The 20,707-nt window shown below is 47.0% G+C and carries 19 protein-coding genes; 1 reads left to right on the top strand and 18 read right to left on the bottom strand.

All coding sequences use genetic code 11. The annotated features are described in order from the left end of the window. Positions 1 to 2: 2 nt before the first annotated feature. The 16 genes from ispG to glgB form a co-directional block, all read right to left on the bottom strand. Complete coding sequence (gene ispG / locus QZ371_RS06210; protein WP_295210713.1) at positions 3 to 1,040, bottom strand: flavodoxin-dependent (E)-4-hydroxy-3-methylbut-2-enyl-diphosphate synthase; 1,038 nt, start codon at positions 1,038 to 1,040, stop codon at positions 3 to 5. Positions 1,041 to 1,074: 34 nt separating this feature from the next. Continuing rightward, complete coding sequence (locus QZ371_RS06215; protein WP_295210715.1) at positions 1,075 to 2,115, bottom strand: site-2 protease family protein; 1,041 nt, start codon at positions 2,113 to 2,115, stop codon at positions 1,075 to 1,077. Between the two features lie 404 nt (positions 2,116 to 2,519). Beyond that, positions 2,520 to 3,665 (bottom strand): 1-deoxy-D-xylulose-5-phosphate reductoisomerase, encoded by a 1,146-nt coding sequence (locus tag QZ371_RS06220; protein ID WP_295210717.1) that lies wholly within the window; start codon positions 3,663 to 3,665, stop codon positions 2,520 to 2,522. A gap of 98 nt (positions 3,666 to 3,763) precedes the next feature. Continuing rightward, a complete protein-coding gene (locus QZ371_RS06225) occupies positions 3,764 to 4,594 on the bottom strand; it encodes a phosphatidate cytidylyltransferase (RefSeq protein WP_295210719.1) in 831 nt (276 codons plus the stop codon). Then, positions 4,595 to 5,326, bottom strand: coding sequence for an isoprenyl transferase (locus QZ371_RS06230; protein WP_295210721.1), 732 nt, complete (start codon positions 5,324 to 5,326; stop codon positions 4,595 to 4,597). It abuts the gene before it with no gap. Between the two features lie 4 nt (positions 5,327 to 5,330). Further along, complete coding sequence (frr, locus tag QZ371_RS06235) at positions 5,331 to 5,885, bottom strand: ribosome recycling factor (protein WP_295210722.1); 555 nt, start codon at positions 5,883 to 5,885, stop codon at positions 5,331 to 5,333. A 30-nt stretch (positions 5,886 to 5,915) separates the two neighbouring features. Further along, positions 5,916 to 6,620 carry a UMP kinase gene (gene pyrH, locus QZ371_RS06240; RefSeq protein ID WP_295210724.1) on the bottom strand — a complete coding sequence of 235 codons (705 nt, stop codon included), beginning with the start codon at positions 6,618 to 6,620 and terminating at the stop codon, positions 5,916 to 5,918. Between the two features lie 172 nt (positions 6,621 to 6,792). Continuing rightward, complete coding sequence (locus QZ371_RS06245) at positions 6,793 to 7,797, bottom strand: NAD(P)H-dependent glycerol-3-phosphate dehydrogenase (protein ID WP_295210727.1); 1,005 nt, start codon at positions 7,795 to 7,797, stop codon at positions 6,793 to 6,795. Between the two features lie 22 nt (positions 7,798 to 7,819). Then, positions 7,820 to 8,479 carry a glycerol-3-phosphate 1-O-acyltransferase PlsY gene (gene plsY, locus QZ371_RS06250; protein ID WP_295210729.1) on the bottom strand — a complete coding sequence of 220 codons (660 nt, stop codon included), beginning with the start codon at positions 8,477 to 8,479 and terminating at the stop codon, positions 7,820 to 7,822. A gap of 181 nt (positions 8,480 to 8,660) precedes the next feature. After that, positions 8,661 to 9,992: a ribosome biogenesis GTPase Der gene (der, locus tag QZ371_RS06255; protein ID WP_295210731.1), complete on the bottom strand. Its 1,332-nt coding sequence runs from the start codon at positions 9,990 to 9,992 to the stop codon at positions 8,661 to 8,663. Positions 9,993 to 10,143: 151 nt separating this feature from the next. After that, positions 10,144 to 10,326, bottom strand: a complete 183-nt coding sequence (gene rpmF / locus QZ371_RS06260) for a 50S ribosomal protein L32 (RefSeq protein ID WP_295210733.1) — start codon at positions 10,324 to 10,326, stop codon at positions 10,144 to 10,146. Positions 10,327 to 10,378: 52 nt separating this feature from the next. Beyond that, complete coding sequence (locus QZ371_RS06265; RefSeq protein ID WP_295210735.1) at positions 10,379 to 10,822, bottom strand: DUF177 domain-containing protein; 444 nt, start codon at positions 10,820 to 10,822, stop codon at positions 10,379 to 10,381. A gap of 91 nt (positions 10,823 to 10,913) precedes the next feature. After that, positions 10,914 to 11,318 carry a hypothetical protein gene (locus tag QZ371_RS06270; RefSeq protein WP_295210737.1) on the bottom strand — a complete coding sequence of 135 codons (405 nt, stop codon included), beginning with the start codon at positions 11,316 to 11,318 and terminating at the stop codon, positions 10,914 to 10,916. A 109-nt stretch (positions 11,319 to 11,427) separates the two neighbouring features. Next, the gene (locus QZ371_RS06275) at positions 11,428 to 12,759 is read right to left on the bottom strand and encodes a glucose-6-phosphate isomerase (RefSeq protein WP_295210739.1); all 1,332 of its coding nucleotides are present in this window, start codon (positions 12,757 to 12,759) and stop codon (positions 11,428 to 11,430) included. Positions 12,760 to 12,969: 210 nt separating this feature from the next. Then, the gene (locus tag QZ371_RS06280; RefSeq protein WP_295210740.1) at positions 12,970 to 14,181 is read right to left on the bottom strand and encodes a serine hydrolase; all 1,212 of its coding nucleotides are present in this window, start codon (positions 14,179 to 14,181) and stop codon (positions 12,970 to 12,972) included. 184 nt (positions 14,182 to 14,365) lie between these two features. Continuing rightward, a complete protein-coding gene (gene glgB / locus QZ371_RS06285) occupies positions 14,366 to 16,156 on the bottom strand; it encodes a 1,4-alpha-glucan branching protein GlgB (RefSeq protein WP_295210742.1) in 1,791 nt (596 codons plus the stop codon). Between the two features lie 278 nt (positions 16,157 to 16,434). On the opposite strand from glgB, the gene QZ371_RS06290 reads away from it, so the two are divergent. Further along, on the top strand, positions 16,435 to 16,995 hold the full coding sequence (locus QZ371_RS06290) for a TetR/AcrR family transcriptional regulator C-terminal domain-containing protein (RefSeq protein WP_295210744.1): 561 nt from the start codon (positions 16,435 to 16,437) through the stop codon (positions 16,993 to 16,995). Positions 16,996 to 17,270: 275 nt separating this feature from the next. Here QZ371_RS06290 and QZ371_RS06295 read toward each other — a convergent pair whose 3' ends face one another. Then, positions 17,271 to 19,832: a YfhO family protein gene (locus tag QZ371_RS06295; protein WP_295210746.1), complete on the bottom strand. Its 2,562-nt coding sequence runs from the start codon at positions 19,830 to 19,832 to the stop codon at positions 17,271 to 17,273. Continuing rightward, the gene (locus tag QZ371_RS06300) at positions 19,786 to 20,640 is read right to left on the bottom strand and encodes a PIG-L family deacetylase (protein WP_295210748.1); all 855 of its coding nucleotides are present in this window, start codon (positions 20,638 to 20,640) and stop codon (positions 19,786 to 19,788) included. The genes QZ371_RS06295 and QZ371_RS06300 overlap by 47 nt, the downstream gene beginning before the upstream one ends. Between the last annotated feature and the right edge of the window lie 67 nt (positions 20,641 to 20,707).

Genomic DNA, 20,707 nt, shown 5'->3' on the forward strand with positions numbered 1-20,707 from the left:
TTTTAAAGTTTTTCTATTTCCGCAAGGAGCGCTGGCAGCGCCTCTTCCTCAGAGACTTTTCTCAGCTTTTCGCCATTTTTGAAGATGACCGCACAGCCGTCTCCGCCTGCGATACCGATATCAGCCTCGCCCGATTCGCCGATCCCGTTGACAACGCAGCCCATTACGGCGATCTTGATATCCTTGTCGATATCCTTTGTGGCTTCTTCCACCTTTTTGGCAAGGCCGATAAGGTCTATCCTCGTTCTGCCGCAAGTCGGGCAGGAAACTATCCTAACACCCCTGCTTTTGCCGATAGCTTTCAAGATATCCTTTGCGGCGGCGATCTCCTTCACAGGTTCGTCCGTCAGCGATACTCTAATGGTCTCGCCAATGCCGTCACACAGCAGCGAACCTATACCGATAGAGGATTTTATAAGACCCATTCGCTCTGTTCCTGCTTCCGTCACCCCAAGGTGCAGGGGATAATTGCAAGTCTCGGCACAAAGCCTATATGCCTTTATCATCGTGGGAACGTCCGAAGATTTTATGGAGATCACGATGTCCTCAAAGTCGCATTGCTCCAATATCCTAACGTGACCCATTGCGCTTTCAACAAGGGCTTCCGCAGTCGGCGAGCCGTATTTTGCAAGAAGTTCTTTCTCCAGCGAGCCGCCGTTCACGCCAATTCTGATAGGGATATTTCTTTCACGGCAGGCCTTTACGACGGCCTTGACCTTATCCATTGAGCCGATGTTGCCCGGGTTTATCCTTATCTTGTCAATGCCAGCCTCAACGGCGGCAAGTGCAAGTCGATAATCGAAATGGATATCAGCCACAAGAGGTATGGATATCTTTTCCTTTATGGCAGGGATAAGCTTGACGGCTTCCATATTCGGGATAGCGGCTCTGACTATTTCGCAGCCAGCCTTTTCAAGCTCCACCGCCTGCTTGACTGAGCCTTCGATATCTGTTGAGGGCACGTTGAGCATTGACTGAATGTATATTTTATTTCCGTCCAGCGTGAGATCGCCGACTTTAACGGGTCTTACATTTCTCATAATTTACAATTATCTCCTTACGAAATTTACGCATTTAAACAAGCTTGATGATATCGCTGACCGTCACGACCACCATAAGAAGCAGAAGTGCGGCAAGTCCGATAGCGTGCACCATACCCTCGTGCTCGGGCTTGACAGGTTTGCGGCGGATAGCTTCGATAATAAGGAAGATAAGTCGGCCGCCGTCAAGTGCAGGCAGGGGCAGGAGGTTGAAAATTCCGATATTTATTGTGATGAACGCCGCAAGGGTCATCATCGTGTCCGCAAGTGACGCCCAGTCTATCTTGCCGGAAGCTTCGTCACGCTCGCTGTCGATAACGTTGTCGATAGTGTCAACAATGCCCACAGGGCCGCTGAGGTCTTTCAGCGAATACTTGCCTCTGATAAGGTCAAAGAACGATATATAGATAAGTCTGCCGTCGGTGCAGGTCTGCTTGAATGACTGGCTCAGAACAGAACCAACGGTTATCGCCTGCGGCTCCACCTTGAAGTCGATGTGCATAGTCTTATCCGTTGTGGCGAATGAAACGTCCTTTAGCTCCACCTTTTCGCCGTTACGCTTTACCACCATATCGAAAGTGCCGTCCTCATCGTTGCCGAACTGATAGGACATATCCATTGTGGTGAAAATTCTCATACCATTTATTTCAACTATCTCGTCGCCTATCTCAAGACCTGTTGCCTGCGACTGGGCGTTGTCCTCAAACCAAGAGATTTTCGTCGTGGCGATAGCGTCAGAAGTGGCGTTACAAATGCAGAGGATAACATAGCCGAGGATAAGGTTCATTATAACGCCAGCGATCACGATTATCATACGCCGTGGCAGGCTCTTGTTACAAAAAGCCTTGTTGTCCTCGCTGCCGTTATCCTCACCCTCCATAGCGCAGTAGCCGCCGATAGGGAAAAGCCGCCAAGCATACAGGGTCTCGCCCTTTTGCTTTTTGAGGATAGCAGGCCCCATACCGATAGCGAACTCGTTGACCTTAACGCCGCAGGATTTCGCAGCGATAAAGTGCCCCAGCTCGTGGATAATGATTATCACTTCAAAAATTATGATAGCAAATAGTATACTCATTTCTTTCCTTTCAAACACAAAGAGAGATTTATCGGCTAGTAAAAAAAGCCACAAACAAATGGGACGTCGAAGACGCCGTCCCCTACAAATAACGTAAATACATCGTTTATTGTAGGGGCGAACAGCGTTCGCCCGTTATTTTTTGTTTTTTTTCAACAGCCCAATTTATTTTTCTATTTTTTGGTTGGGTCGCAAACACTTGATATCAAACGGATAACGTGCCACAATCAAGCGCAGTCGTAACCCAACGGGAGACCAAAGGTCTCCCCTACATTTGACATTCGCCAGCGCAATGTTTTCAACCCAACGGGCAAACGCTGTTCGCCCCTACAAATGCGCAGGGTCAGCAACAAAGTGAAAACAGAATAGAAACGTCCAGCGCCCTGCCAAACATTCCTCATTCCTCATTCAGCAATGAGCGCTTTGACCTTCGCACGAGCAAGGCGGTCTGCTTCTAGAACGTCCTCAACGCAGGTGATGTCTTGGCGTGGGGTGGTGTCGCATATCTCCATTACAAGTTTACCAATATCAAGGAAATTAATCCTGCCGTCAAGAAATGCCGCAACGGCTTCTTCGTTGGCGCCGTTGACCGCCGCAGGAAGATTTCCGCCGATAGTCACCGCCTTTATGCAGGCTCTAAGACAGTCGAAAGTGTCGTAATCGGGCTTTTCAAAGGTCAGCTTGCCGTAATCTGTTAATGATAACTTTTTCACATCGCACTCAACCCTCTGAGGGTAAAGCAGCGCATACTGTATGGGTATTTTCATATCCGGCACGCCAAGCTGTGCGATGACGGAATTGTCCTCGTATTCGACAGCGGAATGAACTACGCTCTGCCTGTGAACGACTATCTCGATCTGCTCGGGGCTGAGCTTGAAAAGCCACATCGCTTCGATAAATTCAAGGCCTTTGTTCATCAGCGTTGCCGAATCTATCGTTATTTTTCTGCCCATTGACCAGTTTGGGTGATTGAGCGCCTGCTGGACTGTTACGCCTTCGAGGTCGGCCTTGGTCTTGCCGAAAAATGGCCCGCCCGAGGCTGTGAGGATTATGCCTTTGAGCTTGTTTCCCTCGTTGCCTTGGAGGCATTGGAAAATTGCGGAATGTTCGCTGTCAACAGGATATATCTTCACGCCCTTTTCAGCAGCAGCCTTTATGACCAGCTCGCCGCCTGCAACTAGGGTCTCTTTGTTGGCAAGGGCAATGTCCGTGCCCTTTTCAATAGCCGTCAATGTTGGCACAAGACCCACCATTCCCACAACGGAATTGAGCATAATGTCAACGCCGTCCATTTGCGCAATGGCTTTAAGTCCGTCCATTCCTGTGAATATCTTTATTCCCGTGCCGTCAAGAAGCTTTTCAAGCGCCGCCTTTTTGTCCTCACGATAGATACAAACGCAATCGGTGGAAAGCTCCCTCGCCTGCGCCGCAAGCTTTTCAACGTCAGAATTTGCCGCAAGGGCTTTCACTTTTATATTATGCTTGGCTGCGACCTCTAATGCCTGTGTGCCGATAGAGCCGGTCGAGCCGAGAATTGTCATTGTTTTCATTTGCAAAGCGTCCCTTCCATTTGGGCAGCTTTTTTAAGCCGCCATTATAACGCTTAAAAGGGGTAAGCCTAAGCCTGCCCCTAAAAGTCGATATATTCTTATTTAAGTATAAGTCCCTGTGAGAACATATAGTACATAAACGGTGCAACAAGCAGAACGCTGTCAAAGCGATCCATTATTCCGCCGTGACCCGGCATTATTTTGCCGTAATCCTTTATGCCTGTCTGTCTCTTTATGATCGAGGCGGTAAGGTCGCCCACAAGTCCGATCAATGCGCTGAGCATTCCTGCCACCAGCACGCCAAGATAATGTACAGGTGCGCCCTTGAGCACGAACTGATAGAACAGGCTGATTATAAGCATAAGCACGCCGTTTGAGATAACGCCGCCAACCAGTCCTTCGACTGTTTTCTTAGGGCTTATCTCGGGACAAAGTGGCGTCTTACCGAAAAATGTTCCTGCAAAATATGCGCCGCTGTCTGCAAGCCAAGCTGCTGCCAAGGACAGCACGATCATAAACACGCCCTGTGATCCGATAGCCGACATTGACAGGATAGTCGAGAATGAATATGGGATAAGTATTCCCACGCCAAGCATAAAGAAGAAATCCATATAATTGAATTTCGTGTGCTCTTTCAGATAAAGCAGGCACATTGCGATGACAAAAAGTCCCATATAGAACTTATAGCTTACGAAATAGAGCCAGCCGTGTCTGTGGAACACCGGCATAAGTGCGTCAACGGCTGCGAAAGCGCAGCAGGCGATAGTTTCATACTTGTGCTCGGTCATTTTTGTGGCTCTGAGTATCTCATAAATTGCCAAAGCTGAGATAAAGCCGATTGCGATATTGAAAAGGAATGTGCTGTGTGCGATAAGCAGCACCACCGCAATTACGATAGCGACTGCCGCAGATTTAATACGGGTCGACATTTACACCCCTCCGAATCTTCTATTTCTTTCGCTGTATGCAAGTACAGCTTTTTCAAGGTCAGCTCCCTTGAAGTCAGGCCAAAGAATATTGGTATAATAGAACTCGGCATAAGCTGCCTGCCATATCATAAAGTTCGAGAGCCGCTGCTCGCCGCTCGGTCTTATAACAAGGTCAACAGGGGGTATCTCTTCGGTATAGAGATTTCTCTCGATCATATCCATTGTGATATCCTCAGGTTCAAGTTTGCCCTCTTTGACCTGCTGTGCCAGCGTTTTTGCGGCGTGGCATATCTCGTCCCTGCCGCCGTAATTGATAGCGAGCACAAGGGTCATCGAATCAAAGTCCTTTGAATCCTCCTCGACGGAAGCCATTTTCTTCTGCAAATTCTCGCTGAGCCTTGACCTGTCGCCGATAAAGCGCACTCTGATATTCTCCTCGATAAAGTCACGCACCTCGTCGAGATATTTCTCAAAGAGATCCATTATGGCGTCGACTTCGTCCTTTGGTCTTCTCCAGTTCTCCGTCGAGAACGCATAGTAGGTTATATACTGTATGCCAAGAGCTTTTGCGTGTCTCGTGATAGCACGGAAGGTCTTTGCGCCCTCCCTATGGCCGAACTTTCGGGGCATTCCCCTTTTCTTCGCCCACCTGCCGTTGCCGTCCATTATCACGCCAACGTGTACAGGCACGGACACATTTTCGCCCAAGCTGATAGTTTTCTTTTCTGCCATAGACTTAGATAGAAAGGATCTCCTTCTCCTTGTCTGCAACGTGGCCGTCGATCTCCTTGACAAACTTATCTGTCATCTTCTGGATATCGTCCTCGCAGTCCTTGAGGTCGTCCTCTGTGATCTCGTTGTTCTTCTTGAGAGCCTTGAACTTCTCCATTGCGTCACGTCTTATAGAACGGATTGCTACCTTGCACTCTTCGCCCATCTTCTTGATCTCCTTAACAAGCTCCTTACGTCTGTCCTCTGTGAGCTGTGGGAAAGTCAGTCTGATAACTGTGCCGTCGTTCTGTGGGTTGATACCGATATCGGAAGCTTGGATCGCTTTCTCGATAGGCTTGAGAGTTGACTTATCCCAAGGCTGGATAACGAGCACTCTTGCTTCTGCAACGGAAACGGCAGCCATCTGTGTAACAGGTGTCATTGCGCCGTAATACTCTACTTGAACCTTGTTGAGCACGGAAGGGTTAGCTCTGCCTGCTCTGATACCTCCGAAATCGGAAAGCATAACGTTAACGGATTTTTCCATCTTTGATTTAGCGTTTTCTTTTATCTGTTTCATATCACAAAAGTCCTTTCAGTAATCAGTAATTTATTTAACGAGAGTGCCTATATTTTCGCCCATACAAGCGTCATAGATATTGTCAGGTCTGGCAAGGTCGAACACCAAGATAGGGATATTGTTATCCTTGCACATTGCGGCAGCTGTAGAATCCATAACCTGGAGACCCTTTGCGAGGATATCGCCGAATGTGAGCGTATCGTACTTGACAGCGTCAGGGAACTTATGAGGGTCCTTATCATAAACGCCGTCTACCATTGTAGCCTTGAAGAAGATATCAGCCTCGATCTCGGCAGCTCTGAGAGCTGCTGCTGTATCTGTGGAGAAGAATGGGTTGCCTGTGCCGCAGCCGAAGATAACGACTCTGCCCTTTTCAAAGTGGCGCATAGCCTTGTTTCTGATATAAGGCTCAGCCACCTGTGGCATAGAGATAGCCGTCTGAACACGGACTTCAAGACCGCAGTTCTCAAGGCCGTCAGCAACAGCGAGAGCGTTCATAGCAGTTGCCAGCATACCGATATGGTCGGCTCTAGTTCTGTCCATAGCGCCGCTTGATCTGCCTCTCCAGAAATTGCCGCCGCCAACAACGATACCGACCTCAACGCCTGCGTCAACGCACTTCTTGATACTCCTGCCAAAAGAAGTGATAACGTCATAATCGAGACCCATTTTCTTGTCGCCAGCGAGAGCCTCGCCGCTTAATTTGAGCAATATTCTTTTATATTTTGGTTCCATATTTCAAAGCACTCCTTATGTACATATTTTCATATTAATTATACAATATTTTCAGCAAATTGTAAAGAGAAATTTTATAAATAATTGTCACAATTGTCGCCGTCCAACAGAACGAACATAATTAAATTTCGTCATTTCCTACAATTGTCATTCTATCATACGTTGCGGTCAATTACGACAAAAATCCCGATTCAGTCTCATTCCTGCTTGGTCTGCCCATAAGATTTTTAATGGCGCTGGCAGCCGGAGCACCCTCGAAAAGCACCTTTGCAAGCTGCTCCGTTATCGGCATTTCTATGCCCATTTTCTTTGAAAGCGCCCAAGCGTTCTTTGTGCAAACATAGCCCTCGACTGTGCCCACACGCCTTACTGCCTCTTCTGGGGAAACGCCCTGTCCGATAAGTATTCCTGCACGGCGGTTGCGGCTGTGCATTGAACAGCAGGTCACGATCAGATCGCCTATGCCGCTAAGTCCGCCGAATGTGTCTATCTTTGCGCCCATTGCCACGCCAAGTCGGGATATCTCTCGGATACCTCTTGTCATAAGCGCTGCCTTTGTGTTGTCCCCAAGGCCAAGTCCGTCGCACACGCCTGCCGCTAGGGCGATAACGTTTTTGAGCGAACCGCCTATCTCGCAGCCCATAACGTCGTCGTTCACATACACTCTGAATGTGTCGTTGGACAGGGTGTTTTGGATATAATAAGAAACCTCTCTATCGTCCGAAGCCGTAACGACCGTGGTGGGGATACCCCTTGCCACTTCCTCTGCGTGGGAAGGGCCTGTGAGGACTGCAACGTGATTGTTTGGGAAACATTCCTTTGCAACGCAGCACATCGTTTTAAGACTTGTGCCCTCAAGACCTTTGGCTGTGTTGACGATTATGGTCTTTTCGTCGATGAACGGCGCTGCGCTTTCGCAGACCTCTCTGAGAAATGGCGAAGGTATGCCCAAAATTACCAAGTCTTTGCCGCTTACGCAGGATATATCCGTTGACAGGGTGATAGTTTTGTTGACCTGTACCCCGGGGAGCTTTGCTTTTAGCTCGCCTGTGCGCTTTATTGCGTCGATCTCGTCTTGAAATTTTGACCAAACTGTTACGTTATGACCTGCATTATCGCACATGATCGCAATTGCAAGTCCAAATCCGCCCGAGCCTAATATGGTGATATCTGCCATAAAATTGTCCTCCTTTCAGACTTTAAGCCTTTTTCTTGCTGCCGAACTTGTTTTCAGTTCCGTTCATAAGTCTTTTGATATTCGGTCTGTGCATATAGATTATAAGTATGCCGATAGCCGCCGCCATTATGGTGTTTGCGAGAACGCCGTCGCACTTGAGGATAAAGTGCTGGACTATCGGGGTGAATGCTGGGTACGCAACGGCTGCGCAGATAGAGCCGACGGAAACGTACTTTGTCGCCGCAAGGACTATCGCAAAGACTGCAACGGAGAAGAAGCAGGTCAGCGGGTCGATAGCGATAAGGGTGGTGGCTGCGATGAGCACGCCCTTTCCGCCGTGGAAGCCGTAAAATACAGGGAAAATGTGTCCCAGCATAACGAAGAAGCCTGCAAGATAGCCGATGAATTTATCATCGTGGAAGAATGTCACACCGAAGCCGTGGGTGACAACAAGGCGGCAGATAACAACGGCGAGAACGCCTTTTGCAAGGTCGCAGAGCAATGTTGCTGCGGCAGGGCCTTTGCCGAATACTCGCAGGACGTTTGTGAGGCCTGCGTTGTTGCTGCCGTAATCTCTGATATCCTTATGCTTCCAAAGCTTGCATACGATTATCGGCGAATTTAAGCTGCCGAATAGATATGAAAAAATAACAGTAAATGCCAGACTTAGAAATATGTCCACAAAATAACCTCCAAAAATTTGTATGTGCAATATTTATTCTATTGTGCGATATGCCGTCATACACAACGAACTGCGTTGAACAGCGGGCGAACAATAAATTGTTGTGAGCGTTGTCGAACAACAATTTTCCCTTACGAGTGTTCTTAAATTTACTTAGCACAATAATTACGCTTGATTGCCTTTATTTAACATCGTCCTTGTCACGCTCTCTTATTTTGAAAACGATCGGCGTGCCTTCAAGTCCGAAGGTCTCTCTTATCTGATTTTCGATATAGCGCTGATAGGAGAAATGGTAAAGCTCCGCCCTATTGACGAAAGATACGAATGTAGGCGGCTTTGTGGAAACTTGGGTCATATAGTAGATTTTCAGCCTTCGGCCCTTATCAGACGGCGGCTGAACCCTTTGAGTTGCATATGCGAGGACGTCGTTAAGTCTGCCTGTTGGTATTCTGATCGCATTCTGCTCGGCAACGAACTTGATAGTATCGAACAGCTTGTCCATTCTGAGGCCTGTTTTTGCGGAGATGAACACAAATGGAACATAGCTCATAAAGCTGAAATCTTCCTCAAGCTTTTTCTGAAACTCGTTCATCGTGTTGGTGTCCTTTTCGATAGCGTCCCACTTATTGACAGCAACAACGCAGGCTTTGCCCTTTTCGTGGGCATATCCAGCCACCTTTGAATCCTGTTCCGTGAAGCCGACTGTTGCGTCGATAACGATAACTGCCACGTCGGCTCTGTCCACCGCCATATAGGCTCTGAGGACGGAATATTTCTCGATAGCTTCCAGCACTTTGGACTTTCTTCTGATACCAGCGGTGTCGATAAAGACGAACTTGCCCTTTTCATTCTCAACGACTGAATCGGTAGCGTCACGGGTCGTGCCAGCGATATTGGATACGATAACTCTATCCTCGCCGCATATATTATTTATTATGGAAGATTTACCAACATTAGGTTTGCCGATAACAGCGACTTTGATAGCGTCGTCATCATCGTTCTGCTCGTTCTCCTCGGGGAGATACTTGAGGACTTCATCAAGGAGGTCGCCAGTTCCGTGGCCGTGTACAGATGAAACAGGGTACGGCTCGCCAAGACCCAAATTATAGAATTCATACAGTTCCATAGGCGGTTCGCCCACATTATCCACCTTATTCACGCAAAGGACGATAGGCTTACCCGACTTGAGCAGCATTTGAGCGACCTCGTAATCGGTAGCGGTAACGCCGCTTTTCAGATCAGTCACAAGGATAGTCACGTCAGCCTTGAGGATAGCAAGTTCAGCCTGTCTTCTCATCTGGGCGAGGATAACATCGTCAGATTCGGGCTCGATTCCGCCTGTATCCACCAGCATAAATTCGTGGCCGAGCCACTCGCACTTGGCATAGATTCTATCTCGTGTAACGCCGGGGGTATCCTCGACTATTGAAAGCCTTTGACCGATAAGCTTATTGAACAGCGTGGATTTTCCCACATTCGGACGACCCACGATCGCAACGATCGGCAGAGACATATATATCGACCTCATTTCTTTTTAAATTCAAATTTGCACATTAATACGTTGTATAGTATAACACAATTTTTGTGTTTTTGTCAACCGTGGAGAGAAAACAAAAAAAGCAGAACGACCTAAGCCATTCTGCTTTTATTTTGCTTATCAAAAATTATGCTTCCTTCTTGATAACCTCTACGCCCTTATAATATCCGCAATTCTTGCAAACCTTGTGTGGTGAAGTGAGCTCACCGCAGTTGGAACATTTACACAGCGCAGGTGCATTGAGCTTCCATACAGCTGAACGTCTCTTGTCACGTCTTGCCTTGGAAACTTTTCTCTTTGGTACTGCCATTTTGGCACCTCCTCATTAAGTAATATCTTAATAGTCTGTTCAGCTATTCCCGTCAAGAGCAGTTACATTCGCCCTCGTTCAGATCTTGTCCGCAAACGTAACACAGACCCTTGCAGTCTTCCCTGCAAAGTATTTTTGTAGGGAGCTGTAACAGCAGATCCGAAATAGCCAGTTCATTCAAGTCGAGAGTATTGTTCTCGCAGACGATATAATCGTCACGCTCGCTCTGCATACTCCGCACAAGTGTGTGCTCAAAGTCATACTTATACTCACGCTCAAACTCTTTGAGACATCTGTCGCAGGTGTGTGACATCGTGAAAACTGTGCTGAATTTAAGCGTAACAACGCCGGCACGGTTCTCGATAACGCCCTTTACCGCAACATCTGATGCAAAAGAATATCCTTCATACTCCCCCAGCTCGTCCGCTGTTATGGAATAATCAATGTCTTTGCGCTCTCCGACAATGTCGAAAAGCTCTTTCAACTGTACATTCATACTTGCACCTCAAACATCACAAACTCCATTATAACTTGAAATGAGTGATTTGTCAATAGTTTTTTTCAAATTTTTTGTTCTGCCCTGTCTCTTACTTAATAAAAGCCTTTACCTTAACAGGAAGCTCATCAGGATCAGCTGATACTGTAAATGTTACATTTACGTCCTTTGTGAGGATAGCAAGCTTCTCGAGCATATTGCCGAGTGCGTCATAATCTCTGCCGCCCATCTTGAGGATACCGTCAACGAATACTTCCTGAATATCGTAGTTGCCAGCCATAAGTCCTGCAACAAAGCCATAGAAGCTGTCAAAGCTGTTGATGCCGTACTCTTCTGCGTCAGCAAGTCTTACATTATGTGGAAGGTCATAGGTAAGCTGCATACCTCTTTCGATGCAAACAACGTTTCCTGTTGCATTTTCGGCAGCCTTCTTGATAGAATCAACAAGTATCTTAGTCTTGCCTGTACCCTTTTTACCTGGAATCAAATTAATCATATAAACTCTCCGTTCCGCTTATAAAAGCATTTATTTTAAGAGCAGGGGCTTCGGCGAAAGCTTTCCGCCCGCACTCAAAATTTCCTTTTGTTCCGCTTAAAACGTGGTCTTAGCCCAGCTTTGCTTCAAGAGCAGCCTTCTGAGACTCATAACCCGGCTTGCCGAGAAGAGCGAACATATTCTTCTTATAGCTCTCAACGCCAGGCTGGTTGAATGGATTTACGCCGAGCATATATCCCGAGATCGCACAAGCCTTCTCAAAGAAGTAGATCATCTCACCGAGGTTCTCTTCGTCAAGCTTGTCAACGTCGATAACGATGTTAGGAACGCCGCCCTCTGTATGTGCAAGTATTGTTCCCTCATAAGCCTTTTCGTTTACTACGGACATATTCTGATCTGTGAGGAAGTTAAGTCCGTCAAGGTTGTCCTTATCAGGCTCCAAGAACAGGTCGCTCTTTGGTGTCTTGATGTGCATAACAGTCTCGAACATAAGCTTTGAGCCGTCCTGAATGAACTGACCGAGTGAATGAAGGTCAGTTGAGAATGTTGCAGCAGATGGGAAAATACCCTTATCGTCCTTGCCTTCGCTCTCTCCGAAAAGCTGCTTGAACCACTCGCCCATCATTGTGAAGGCAGGGTCATAAGATACCAGCATTTCAACGCTCTTGCCCTTTCTGTAAAGAATATTTCTTACAGCGGCATATTTATAGCAGTCATTATCATCATCAGCAGAATACTTCTTCATACCCTCTCTAGCGCCTGCCATAAGCTTGTCGATATCGCAGCCTGCGGCAGCAATTGGCAGAAGTCCAACGGCTGTCAGTACGGAAAATCTTCCGCCAACGTCGTCAGGAACAACGAATGTCTCATAGCCTTCCTCGTCAGAAAGCTGCTTGAGAGTGCCCTTAGCCTTATCTGTTGTAGCGAAAATCCTCGTCTTAGCTTCTTCCTTGCCGTACTTATCTTCAAGGAGCTTCTTGAAAATTCTGAAAGCAAGAGCAGGCTCAGTAGTTGTGCCCGACTTTGAGATAACGTTGACGCAGATATCCTTGCCCTCGCAGATTGAGAGGACTTCGTTCAGATAAGCTGAGCTGATGTTATTGCCGACAAAATAGATGTCGGGAGTATCCTTTTTGAGGTTGTTGTAGAAAGGCGATTTGAGCAGCTCGATAGCAGCTCTTGCGCCAAGGTATGAACCGCCGATACCGATAACGATGAGAACATCGCACTTTTCCTTAATTCTAGCAGCGGCAGCCTTAATTCTTGCGAACTCTTCCTTATCATAATTCTCAGGAAGGTCTACCCAGCCGAGAAAATCGTTTCCAAGGCCAGTCTTATTGACGAGGGTATTGTGCGCAGCAGTTACCTGTGGCGCCATAGCCTCAAACTCGTGTTCGCTCACAAAACCTTCAAGATACTTTGTGTTAAGTTTTAATGACATACTATCATTTCCTTTCCTTACCATTACCATACAAGATACGCAGACGGCAGCAGCAGTAACAATCCCCTTAGAAGAAAATACAATTTTAGCCCTAAATGTATTTAAAGGCCGCTGCCGTTACGTATAGCTAAATTATACTATATTTTTATGAACATTTCAAGAGTTTTATTGTCCGAAATCATCTTTTGTACATTTCTCACAAAGTTGTTGTTAAATTTCCAGCAGATTATACAGAAGCTTTTTGACTGCGCAATAAAAATTCATCTTATTTACGGCGTTTTCGGGGCAGATATCCCCTTCGAGGATAACTTCGTCACCTATTTTATATATAAGGCTTCCTGCCTTGGTTTTGGTGTTGAAGGGTGCTTGCAGCTCCTCGGCGACTTGGAAATCGCAGGAAACAGAACGATAAGCGCCATGGGGGATGATAACGGGGTGAAGGCCGACAGTTTTCAGCTTGACGGAGAGGCTTTCGCCGCCTTTGACGGCACATTCGAGGGTCAAATCCTCGGGGAGCTCGGGGGTATATAGCTCGTAGCTTTGAAAGCTCATATCTAGGAGCTTTTTGGCTTCAAGGCAGGCGGACTCAACGTCCGAACAGCCGAAGAGCACCACGCAGACGGACATTTCCCCACGCTCAGCCGAGGCAGCGATACAGCCGCCGCTATCCTGCGAGCCCCAAGCTTTCATACCAGTGACCCCTTTATAACTGCGCACCAGCCGATTGAGGTTGACAAGCTCCGCCCTGCCCTGACGGACTGTATCCAGCCAGCAGGTGAGGTATGGTGTAAAGTTTTTATACTTGGCAAGTTCAGCACAAAGCTTTGCGGTATCGGCGGCTGTGGTGGTGTTATCGGGGGAAGTTCCCGTGAGGTCTGAGTAGTGTGTATCGCCCATTTTAAGGGCTTTGGCACGTGCGTTCATAGCGGAGAGGGCTTTATCCTCAGAGCCGCAGACAGCCTCGGCAAGGGCGACGCAGCCGTCGTTTGCGTTGCCGATAGAGACGGACTTGACGAGCTCCTCAATAGTTATTTTCTCCCCTTTATCAAGCCAGATCTGGCTTCCCTGCTGGGCATTTGCGAGGTCGGAGACTGTTGTGACATCGCCCAGTTCAAGCTCTCCGCAGTCTATTTTCTCCGCCGCAAGGAGCAGGGTCATAAGCTTTGTGAAGTGTCCGCTTTGTGCGATCTCGTCGGGTGATTTCTCGAAAAGTACACGCCCTGTAGTGGTCTCCACCACTGCGACAGACTGGGCGGACAACTCATCGAGGACGTCCTTAACCGCCGTAGTTTCGCCGTTTTCGGCATACAAGGCAGCCTCGCTCTCCTGCGCAGAGGACAGATTTTCCGCCGCAGAACATATCACAAACACCGCCACCGCTCCGCAAAGCACGGCAGAACATATTTTTCTAAGTATTCTCATTTTTTCCAGCCCCTTTTTCGGTTTGTACAAGTTTATGGACGACTTTGTGAAATTAGAACACTTTTACATTCCATCAAACGTTGCGGTAAACAAAAAGGGAGACCAAAGGTCTCCCCTACAATTGACAGGTTCATCACCAAAATCAAATCAGAACAAGAAAGTGCGGTTCCCCGTCAGCCATTCCTCACTCCTCACTAACAAAGATGGCCGCCGACAGCGGAGCAAGTCTCAATGGCAGGCGGTAGTTGGTGGTGTAAATGCCGTCGTTTAGGCAGTTCGAGCCGCTGTATATGTCTCGGTCTGAGTTCAAAAGCTCCCTGTATACGCCGTTTTTCTCGACTTTCAGCGAGTAGTTCTGATAGGTTCCCGAGAAGTTGAACACGATGTAAAGCACACGTCCGCCGAGATCGTTTCGGCTGTATGCGTATATGCTCTGACCCTTGTTGTCGGCGTCTATCCAATGGAATGAAGCCGAGTTGTAGTCGTATTTATACAGCGCTGGCTCTTCAAGATAAAGCTTGTGGAGCGCCTTCAAATACTCGTGCAAAGAATCGTGTATCGGGTATGTGAGCAGATTCCAGCCAAGCTCTTTGTCATCACGCCACTCGAGATATTCACCAAGCTCGTTGCCCATAAAATTAAGCTTCTTGCCGGGGTGAGTGAACTGGAAAGTGTAAAGCGCACGGATAGTCGCCATTTGCTCCTGCTGGCTGCCAAAGACTTTGTTGACCATCGTTTTCTTGCCGTGTACCACCTCATCGTGGCTGTATGGCAGGATAAACAGGTCGTTATAAAAATAACTCATCGAAAAAGTCATCTTGTTGTGATGTCCCCCACGCTCGTAAGGAGGTGTTTTTATGTAATTTATGGTATCGTTCATAAAGCCCAAATCCCATTTATAGTCAAAGCCAAGTCCGCCGAACTCAACAGGGGCAGTCACCTTTGTGTAGTTGGTGGAATCCTCGGCAAAGAGCATTACATCGGGGTGCATTTTCTGAATGGCATAATTTGTATTCTTCAAGAACCAAATGCCGCTGTCATTGATAGCGTCGTCAGTATGTCCGTGGCGATAGATAAGGTTGGCAACTGCGTCATATCGCAAGCCGTCAACGTGGTATTTCTCAATCCAAAAGTTTACAGAGGACTTAACAAAGCTGAGGACGTGGGGCTTTGAGTAGTCAAAAAGCGCCGTGCCCCATTCGGAATAGCGCTGGCTCTCGTCATCGCTCTCGAAAAGAAATCCGCCGTCATAGATGTGCAAAGCATAGAAATCACGGACGAAATGCACAGGCACAAAGTCAAGTATCACCCCAATGCCGTTTTGGTGGCACAGGTCGATAAAGTGCATAAGCTGTCTAGGTTCGCCGTATCGGCTGGTAGCGGAATAATATCCCGACACCTGATATCCCCAGCTTCCGTCATATGGATACTCCGTCAGAGGCAAAAGCTCGATATGGGTATAACCCATTTCCTTGACATATGGTATCAAAAGCTGCGCCATTTCCTCGTAATCATAGAAGCGCTCGGTCTCCTCCTTGCCCTCTTTGACACGCCAAGAGCCAAAATGCACCTCGTAGATGTTCATAGGCTTCTCATAGCACTTGTCACGCTCCCCGAGCCACTTCTCATCGCTCCATTCATAGGCGGACATATCATAGACCCTCGAAGCATTTTTAGGTCTGACCTCGCTGTAAAAGGCGAATGGGTCGGAACGATAGTGCTTTTCAAAGGTGGGCGTAGTAATGACGAACTGGTATATATCCCCCTCGTTTGCAGGCTTCACAGTGCTCCACACGCCCTGCTCATCACGCTCCATAGGGTAATACTCCCCATCAAGAAAAAGCTCCACTTGGCGTGCGTGGGGGGCATATGTAACGAAGCGAACGCCCTCATCTGTGAAGTTCGCACCCATTGTTTCATAAGCTTTACAGCTCTGGCCGTTTATAAAATCGGCGATGTTCTCAAGTGTACCCATTATCTATCTCTCCTTAATGTTTGTGTATTTATATATTTGCACAACGTACATAACCCTGTCAAAAAATGCGCAAAATCAATCAAAAATATTGATAATTGTATAAATAATATAAATAATCATAAAATAATTGGCGATTATCCCTTGCAAAATAAAATCAATGTGTTATAATAGAAGTTAGTGGACTTTGTCTGAAATTTCGGCAAAAAGAAAGAATTGTCTGAATTTATGGCAAAACATACGAATAGTCTGACTTTTTGTCAGCGAAAGGAAGTAACAAAATGTCAAGTTCTGCTATCACCAAAGGCGCACTATGCGACGCTCTGAAAAAGCTCTGCGAGCAGAAGCCTTTTGATAAGATATCAATTTCAGACATCACAGGCGAGTGCGGTCTTAACCGACAGTCTTTCTATTACCATTTTCAGGATAAATATGAACTGCTGGCATACATCTATTTCAACGACCTGTTCATAAACATCACCAAGGGCGTGAATTATGACAACTGGTACGAAAGGCTCGAGGGCTTTCTCGACCATATGCAGCAGGACAAAAAGTTCTATTCAAACACCTTGAAATGCAGCGAAAAGATATTCGAGAACTACCTCTTCAAGAGTATGCACAAGCTGTTCATACGCTTTTTCTATCACGCCGTCGCCACCACACGCAAGCGCAGCGACAAGGCGAAATTCTTTGCCGATTTCTATTCACACGGCTTCTGCGGTATCATCATCGACTGGGCGACCAGCGGAATGAAGGATTCCCCACACGACGTAATGCTCCAAATGAAAGACTTGGCGCTTGAGAACGTCAACATCGGCGAAGGCTTCCGTCAGAACCTATAATAGTATCTTTGACAAAAATCACATAATTATTTTATCATATTTTATTGAAAAAGTAAACAGACAACAGCAAGCAACAGTCGGGTTTTACGACAAATGTTGATTTATGTCGGATTAATTGAGAAATTGAGGAAACAACAAAGGCTATGGGATAAAAACCATAGCCTTTGTTTTATTTTGTTTTTGAACCTGCCAATGTGTAGGGGAAAATTGTTGTTCGACAAGGCTCACAACAATTTGCGTTCGCCCGTTGGTATACGATGTTTGTAGGTTCGACCTCATTGTCTATCAGCACGTCTCTTCTTCACCAAATCGACCCCCAACAAGATAACAAACAGCATAACCCCGACCCCCGACAAAACAATGCCTAAATGCAGCCTAGGCGCCGTGTAAACTATCTTTATCTCGTGCTCGCCCTTTGATATCTTGAAGCCGATGAACGCCGTGTCCGTCTTTTCTACCTCTGCCTCTGAGCCGTCAACGTATGCCTTGAAGCCCTCAGCGTATGGTATCGACATAGTGAAATAGCCGTCATTTGTTACATCTATCTCACCAACTATTACATCTCCGCCAGTTTTCGACTTGTCTATCTGCAATGGGTCAACATCGCTTATAAGCTCGCTCCTGTCCACCATATAGCAGCGCACGTTGGTTATCTCGTACTTGCCTGCGGAAAATTCCACCGTCAGATAGTCCGTGCTGTAACCCTGTCTCGGGGTCAGAACGTATTCAAAGGTGCGGTTATTGTTGTAATATTTCCAGCCCGGTGCGGTGAGCTTGTTCTTGTCCCCGTTTATCTTCACCCAAGCGTCCTTTTTGCCGCCCTTGATGTCATTATTTACGTTAAAGGATATGAACATAAGCCGGTCTTGGGTCAAGGTCTCTGGCAGAGCTATCTGCTGTTTTATCACCTTGTCGCTGTCGATAGTGTACTTTCCGCCAATGTTGGTAATGCGGTCGCTCTCTTTGAACTGTATGCTCTTTATCCGCTCGATATCCGATGAGAATGTCTTTTCACTGTCGCCCTCAACGATGATGTTATTGAACAGCGCCTCGATAGAGTAAGGATAACTCAGCCCCTTGTACTCTTCCAGCGACATAACATTGTCCGTCGCATACCCCAGCGGCAGAACATTCTTGTTCTCAAAAAGCGATAAGCCTCCGCTCTCACTAATCTTGCTGTAACCCGTCAGCGCATTGCTGTCATCATCTGTAATAAGATACCTGTTAGAAAAATACATATTGCTTATGATGTTGTGTGACTGAGTTGTCAGCGCAGGATTGCGGTAAGCGTTCTCGTTGTATATCTCGTTGAAATAAAAGTGGTTGTAACTCTTGTTGTGGAGGGACGAATATATTGTGTTGGTGTAATAATCAGCGTTGTAGATCATATTCACCGTGTTCACTTCATCAACAAAGTTCGACGTCCTCACCGTGTCGTCCTGCTTTGCGATATAGTCCGCCAAAGCGTTTATATCCTTACCGCCGTCTTTTTCAAGCTCACTAAGCGGCACAAGCTGGTCGCCGAAATTGACAAGCACAGTCGATACCACCAAGCACAGCGACATTCCGATGTTGACAAGATATTCTTTCTTCCATTTCTTGTATGCAAACAAACAGCTCATCAGCACGATAAAGTCCGCAATGACGTATATCTCTATCTTCTTTGTGGTGTTGAAATACAAAAGCCCAGCAACGGCAACGATAGTCGTCAGTATCATCAAAGGCTTTAACCTAAGCTTGTCTCTGATAATGTCGAAATATGTGTGTCCGAACAGCAGCATACCCAGCGGCAGGAACGGTATAAGCACCTTTGCGTCGATATAAAGCGTGCCGTTGAGCAGATAAACGATGATAGGGCAAGTTGCTATCACAGCCATTGTAATGCCGAGAAAGCGCCTGCAACGCTGCTTTGAAAAGAACGCCGACACAATGCTCATCACAGTAAACAGGCACAAGCCCATTGAGTAGTGATAATAAAGCAGGAACTTGAGGTTCACACCGGGGATAAACGAGGTCAGGCTTATGTCGCTTGTTCCCTTGTCTCTGCCCGAAAGCATACAGCTCAAGGTCGGCAGTATGAGCACGCAAGCCATAAGCGCCGCAAGTATCAGCCTTGCTCCGAAGCCTGCGCCGTCCTTCACAAACTGCTTGAATGTGGGCTTCTCCGTTATCCTCAGCCAGCGATAAACGCCATAAACAGCCATTGCCGCAAGCCCCGATACCGCAAAGAAATAGCTTGTCAGTATCATCATAAACGCCCAAAATGTCACCAAAGACTTGTGCCTGCCCTCGAAATATCCCTCGATAGCGATAAATCCCAGCAGCAAAAAGGGCATATAATTCACAAACATAATGTGCCTGTGGCTGTGGAAAATAAGGGGCGCAGAAAATAAGAACACGATACTCAGCGCAAATGCCGCATTGTCCGTGAACTTGCCTTTCATCCAAATGTAAAATATCACCACGCTCGCCATAACGCCTGCTATGGAAACTATCTGAATGTATGTTGACATCTTAACAAACGGCAGAAGATAGGAGAACAGTATTATAGGCGAATAAAGCCCATAATAGGACAGATTGTAAATGTTCTCACCGCCGCCGATGTTTGGCGCAAATGAAGGGAAAAAGTCCCCTGTCTTGTAAAAAAGCTTTCTGAAATAATCGGGAATGGCGTAATGCTGTCCGCCCCAGTCAAGCTCAGAGCCGTAAGCATACTTGAACCTCGTCAGCGCCAGCACCAACAACAGATACACCCCTATAAGTATACAGAGGTGTATGGCGTTCTTTTTATTAAGCTTTGTCTTTCTTTGTACTGTTTGTGATGGTCTTTGCTTCATTTATAGCCGCTCCTATTGTGTTATTGTCAGCCTTGTCAGCAGGGTCGTATTCGGGGTTTTCGCTGTAACGCTTGTAAAGGGTCCAGTCCTCGAACCAAGCCATATGCCAAAGCTTGTCAACGGTCTTTTTCTGTGAGGTGTACATATCCGCAAGCTTCTTCTTAAAGTCATACTGCTCCTGCGATATCTTCGGTATGCTGTCCTTAACAGCGTCTATCTGCGACTTCTTGTAATACTTGCCGAAGCAGTAAAGGTCGCAGTCGATATCCTCGCTGTCATAAACGTCCGTAACGTATCTATGCACGTTGATGTGATGAATGTGACCATACTCGCCCTTCTTGTTGTGAACAGCGATGAGCTTCCACTTCTTGCAGGTCATGATCTTCTCAAGGTCTGACTTGATACCATTTTCCACAAGCTGCCAATCATCACGTTGACCCCTTACCTTGTCGGGATATTCAAGCATAATGCAGTCGTTGCCCGAAGCCTTCACAACGTCCTTGAACTCTTTCGAGCGCACCTCGTTCCTGCCATTCGTCACACATACAACAAGATAGCCTTTCTCATAAAGATGTCCGCCGCCCCAAAGCACTTCATCATCAGGGTGAGCGACTATCATAAGCTTATCCGCCGATGAAGCCGCCGCCTGCTGGAGCTGTGCCGTAGAAATAGGGTTCACCGCATAAGCTTGGTTCACCACATTGCGGACGTGCCACCTATAACCAAACACCGACAGCGCCGCAATAAGCACCGCCGCTATAATAAATATCGTTATCTCTCTCAAATGTCTCTTAGCAAAACTAAGCATAAAAATAGCCCGCACCCCATTGGAATACGGGCGTTCACCTGCTTTCTATATATCGTTCACATAGTCT

It is taken from the genome of Ruminococcus sp. (genome assembly GCF_019423705.1).
In the GTDB taxonomy this organism is placed as follows: domain Bacteria; phylum Bacillota; class Clostridia; order Oscillospirales; family Ruminococcaceae; genus Hominimerdicola.